Source organism: Okeania sp. SIO2F4, assembly GCF_010672385.1.
Lineage (GTDB): Bacteria > Cyanobacteriota > Cyanobacteriia > Cyanobacteriales > Microcoleaceae > Trichodesmium.
Map to the genome: position 1 here is coordinate 1 of NZ_JAAHGT010000737.1, position 4,945 is coordinate 4,945.

Consider the following 4,945-nt stretch of genomic DNA (forward strand, 5'->3'; position numbering starts at 1 on the left):
GCGGTCGTTTGCGGAGCATTTCGTCAGGATGGGATGGCGAGGTCTCCGTTCCCTCCGGGACGCTACGCGTTTTGCTCCGCAACATGTAAAGTGAAGCTTTGCGAAGCGCAAACGCTTGCCTCCAATCTACCAAGAGAAGAAATAGTATTTCCTTGTATTCAATTCCCGAACGGTTTCAACCTTCTTGTAATTATCCATTATCCATTATCCATTATCCATTAATGAACACCTGTTGTGGAGAGTTCCCTTGTATTAATAATAGTCCCGCCCAATAAGGTTAAATTTTCTCCAGAGTTTAAATTTCCTTCATTAACTATTGCCCCTGGTTTAGATACATCAAACCTATAGCCACTGAGGTTTCCGACTAAGTTTGAGTAGTCGTTGGTTCCCATGGCATTAAACCAGAAATTATTTTCGTTAAAACCAATACCTGTGGGGCTAGTAATACTGAATAAGGCGGGTATATTGAGGCTAGCGTTCGGGCCTAACATTATGCCTGCGGGGTTTATTAAGAAGAGGTTGGAATTACCCCCGGTAACTTGAATTAAACCATTGATATATATAAGTATTTCCTCCTGTAACTCTGCCCAGAATATTCTGAGTGTCTGAGGTTGTCAGGAAATTTGCGGTTTGGCCAGAGTTAACGTTGAATTGGTCAAAGCTGTGGAAAAGATTAGCTCCACTGCGAGTCCCACCTTCGATATTAAAGTAGAAAGATTATCCCTATTTTTGAGTTAGACTCTTCGTCAGAAAAACTAATCAGGAGTCTTTTGTAATTCAGGTCTTTCCTCAGCAACTATTGCTTTTTCTACAGGACAAACTTCTAGACAAATTCCACAGTCAATACAGGTATCAAAATCAATCCAATACCAATCAGTTCCCTTAGTATTTTTACCAGGTCCTGGATGGATACAAGCAACTGGACAAGCATTAACACAGTCAGCAACACCTTCGCAAATATTAGTAACAATTGTATGTGGCATTTTAGTTTTTTTAGTTTAGTTAAAAGTTTAAAGTAATTAATTAAAATTTATAGGGCTTGGTGTAGGCAATAGGCAATAAGGGAAGAGAAAGATGATTAGACAAATATCTTAGCAATTTAGCTGAAAAATATGTAAGCATTCAGCTCGCTGGCATTCAGCATTTCCTGTGCAATTATACGCAAAAAGCTTTTGAAAAAATAAAATAACTACTAATACCATTTCTCCATGAAGTTGCACTTAATATCAAGATGAGAATACTCAGTGTAATAAAGTCTAAGCAACAACTATTAAGGGCATTCTTACAGAGAAATAGTATAAGATTAGCTGATGAGCAATTTCATTCATAACTTTTAGATCACTTCTCGCTGCTATGAGGTACACATTTAGGGGACAATATGGCACTACAATACTTTTACTATTCACGCCTTGTACATCATTTGTCCGAAATATACTGTAATTCTCCTTAAAGACTAATTCCTCCTTCAGCGCGATAATCATCATAACTCATAGCTGATAGCTGACGACTGAATTATTACTAAAATACAAGTTATCTCCGGTAGAATACTGTAGAGCAACTTAGTGAAAGTATCCTCATCAACTTTTCCCTCCTTCCTTATTCAATTTAGCTTTAACAAAAATTCCTCATAAATTTGAGATTTAGAACCAAAAACATAATTAGGAGTAGAAACTGTCAGATCTGTACCACCTACTTTTCTTAGATGGTTAATTGCTGGCAATAACATATTTTGTTTTACCACAATTGTAACAGCATACCAGTCATTTTTTTCTCCAGAATATACTTTGGCAATAGTCGGTCCTTGCAGACCAGAAATACCATTTAATTCACTTTTATACATGAGGCGATCGCCTATTTCATCTGCTGATTTTCCTTCCACATTTGCTGTGATTGAAACATACTTTTTCGACTCCATCTGCGCCTCTATCAACTCTAAAAATACCTTAGTTGTTTCCAACTTAATTTGACTCTCTTGTAATAAGCGTTTATTACCAATTAAACAAGCTTGGGAGTCGAGAAGTGTACCTCCTTCAATTTGTTTTAAACGATTTTCTCTGAGAGTTGTACCAGTGCTAGTTATATCAGCAATCATATCAGCATATCCCATAGTAGGTGCCGCTTCCATTGCACCTTGAACAGATACTAAAGAAAAATGTACAATTAATTTTTCGTAGAGCCATTTTTGGGTTAGATGATGATATTTAGTAGCAATTCTCAAATTTTTTCCTTTATCTCTAAATAAGAGAGTTAACTCTGCTAAATCTTCTATAGAAGAAACATCTACCCAACTCTCAGGAACAGCAAAAACTAATTTACATTTACCATAGCCTAACTTATCCCAAATTACTATTACATCATCATGGGATTGACCTTCTTCAGAAACCACATCATAACCTGTAATTCCTAAATCAACACTTCCTTCTTCTACCTTTGTAAAAATATCTGCTGCTCTTTGAAATAAAACTTTTACTTGTGGCAAAGCAGGAATTGAACCAAAATATTGTCTTTCATTAGGTCTAGATACACCCAAACCACAAGCTGACAATAATTCCATTGTTCCTTTTGCTAAAGCACCTTTACTAGGCAAGGCTATTCTTAAAATTTTATCTGTTGTCATTTCAGTTATCAGTTATTAGTTATTAGTATTTCCTGCTGAATTACGAGGCTTTAAATTTGGTTATCAGTTATCAGTATTTCTTACTGAATTACGAGGCTTTAAATTTGGTTATCAGTTATCAGCATCTTCGCCTAAGTTAGGATAATTGAAATACTGAATCTAAGATTTTTTTCATACCCTTAAAGGGGGTGGCTTGAAACCTTATTTTTTGGTAATTTGATTTGAGGATGTTCAGTAAGCATTTCCTGCATAATGCTCCGCAAACAGCTATTAGCTGTCAGCTTTTTAATGAATGAAGTAAGCATTAGTTTAACTTCTACTACATTTTCAACCAGAGATTCATCAAGTCGAAGATTTGATTAAATTCAGGTCTTAAGCAAGTAAAAGATAATATTCAAGCTCACTAGCTAAACCCATAGCAATTTGAATAAAACGACATAGTTCTACATTTCCATTTCTACCATATCCTTCTGCAATATTTGCAGGAATTAAAGCACCAGAACGGCAAACTTTACTTGTCAACCCATACAATTCTGTAGTAGGAAATGTAGATGTAGTTCGATAGACTGCTAAAATTAACTGATAAACTCTTACCGAAAAATTGTGGTCTAAAGCCTCCCCTTGGATAGGGGAAAAAAGCGGTCGTTTCGGCTGTCGCCGACATAAAAAGCGGAGCTTGGAGTAGGATGGGATGGCGAGGTTTCCCGAATAGTGCAGAGTTCCAGAGCTTTTCATGTTGCTCCGCGAAACGCCATATCCAATCTCCCCTTGAGAATAAAAATTTTTTCATTATTAGTCAATCCTATCCGTTTTCTTTCGAGAGGTAATTAATAATTAATAATTATTAATTGTTGAACCATACTTTTAATTCTTTGTTTGAAATTTCTCAATGCTAATTCCCCTTTTAAAGGTAATAAAGCTGTTAACTTAGTTACGACCCAGGAGGCTAGCTGACCGCTGAATACTTATTTAATATTTCTAACTTGATTTACTACTTCATGCAATTCTAAATTTTTTTGTTCCCCTGAATCCAGATTTTGCAAAAGCACTTTACTTCCTGGTTTTTCAGCATAATTGATAATAATTACAAATGGAATCTTCTGCTGATTCGCATACTCAATATTACTCTCAACATCTCTTCCTATCACATCAGTTTCTACTCGCAAACCTAACTGCCTTAATTTTTCAGCTACTTCTATAGAATAATCATAATATTCTGAACTAATCGCAACTATCAAAATTTCCACAAATTGATAATTATTTAAACTCAAATGAGCTTTTTCTGCTAATTCCTTTCTAAGTTCTTCCATCACATAGGAAAAACCAGTGGCAGGAGTTTCTTCTTTACCTCCTAAACTGACAACCAAATCATCATATCTACCTCCACCACATAACTTTCTTTCTACTCCTAATTTGCTGTCATAAATCTCAAAAACCATACCAGTATAATATTGAAGACCTCGACTAATTCCCAGGTCAAGACTAATGCGATTTTTGTCGATATTAAAAGCTTCTAAACTTTTCAAAATATCTTGTAATTGTGTCAACCCATAACCATCAATACTATAAGCTGATAGGAGTTTTTCGGTTTCTTTAAATATCGCAAGTGGCTCTCCTTTTAGTTGACTCAATTCCGTCATAAACTCTAGTGCTTGATTTAATTGTTGAGTTTGGTCTTGATGTTTAATTTTAACTAACAAACGGTCAACTATTTCTTCCGGTGCGCGAGTGCTTGTGAGCCCGATATTCATACTTTCTAGAAACTCAAAAATTGCTGTTCTTGCCTCACTTTCTTCTAAACTTTGGAGAATATCTGTAATTTTTTTGGTTGTCGTATTTGTATCTACTTCTTGTTCAACAGAACTATCTTTTTTAAATGCCGGATAAATTTCAGAAAGCCGATTTTCTACTACCTTTTTACCCTCTGTTCTGAGAGTTTCCATCTGAGTAAGTAGAAAACTACGAAGACGAGTATCTAGTTGAAGATGGTCAAGAAAATTATTCAGAACTCCAACGTGGCCAATAAATGTTTGATATTCAGTTAAACCTAGACGGTCTAAACCTTGACACGCCATAGAAATAACTTCCCCATCAGCGATCGCTCCTGTTGCCCCAATTAGTTCTATTCCCATTTGGGTAAACTGCCGATATCTTTCTTTCTGAGGCTGTTCATAACGAAATACTGGCCCAGTATAATAAAGTCGCATTGGCAGAGGTAGTTCTTGGAGGTTGTCCAAATAGGCACGGACAACTGAGGCTGTGAATTCTGGTCTTAGACAGAGGCGACGGTTACGGTAAACAAAGTCATAGAGACGAGAAATAATGTCC

Annotated in this window: 4 protein-coding genes and 1 pseudogene; all 5 read right to left on the reverse strand. The window is 36.0% G+C overall.

The genetic code is table 11. The features are described 5' to 3' along the window. Positions 1 to 227: 227 nt before the first annotated feature. Positions 228 to 708, reverse strand: a pseudogene (locus F6K22_RS31575) (two-partner secretion domain-containing protein); the annotation flags it as partial. 47 nt (positions 709 to 755) lie between these two features. Continuing rightward, positions 756 to 983 (reverse strand): ferredoxin family protein, encoded by a 228-nt coding sequence (locus F6K22_RS31590; protein ID WP_293107384.1) that lies wholly within the window; start codon positions 981 to 983, stop codon positions 756 to 758. Between the two features lie 617 nt (positions 984 to 1,600). Beyond that, on the reverse strand, positions 1,601 to 2,617 hold the full coding sequence (hisG, locus tag F6K22_RS31595) for an ATP phosphoribosyltransferase (protein ID WP_293107387.1): 1,017 nt from the start codon (positions 2,615 to 2,617) through the stop codon (positions 1,601 to 1,603). Between the two features lie 372 nt (positions 2,618 to 2,989). Then, positions 2,990 to 3,352, reverse strand: a complete 363-nt coding sequence (locus F6K22_RS31600) for a four helix bundle protein (RefSeq protein WP_293107390.1) — start codon at positions 3,350 to 3,352, stop codon at positions 2,990 to 2,992. Between the two features lie 230 nt (positions 3,353 to 3,582). After that, positions 3,583 to 4,945: histidine--tRNA ligase (locus F6K22_RS31605; protein WP_293107393.1), on the reverse strand; the 1,363-nt coding region annotated here is incomplete at its 5' end.

Bases quoted from the DNA above. Each gene is read 5' to 3' on its own strand.
- F6K22_RS31590 (WP_293107384.1), bottom strand. From the start codon at position 983: ATGCCACATACAATTGTTACTAATATTTGCGAAGGTGTTGCTGACTGT.
- hisG (WP_293107387.1), bottom strand. From the start codon at position 2,617: ATGACAACAGATAAAATTTTAAGAATAGCCTTGCCTAGTAAAGGTGCT.
- F6K22_RS31600 (WP_293107390.1), bottom strand. From the start codon at position 3,352: ATGAAAAGCTCTGGAACTCTGCACTATTCGGGAAACCTCGCCATCCCA.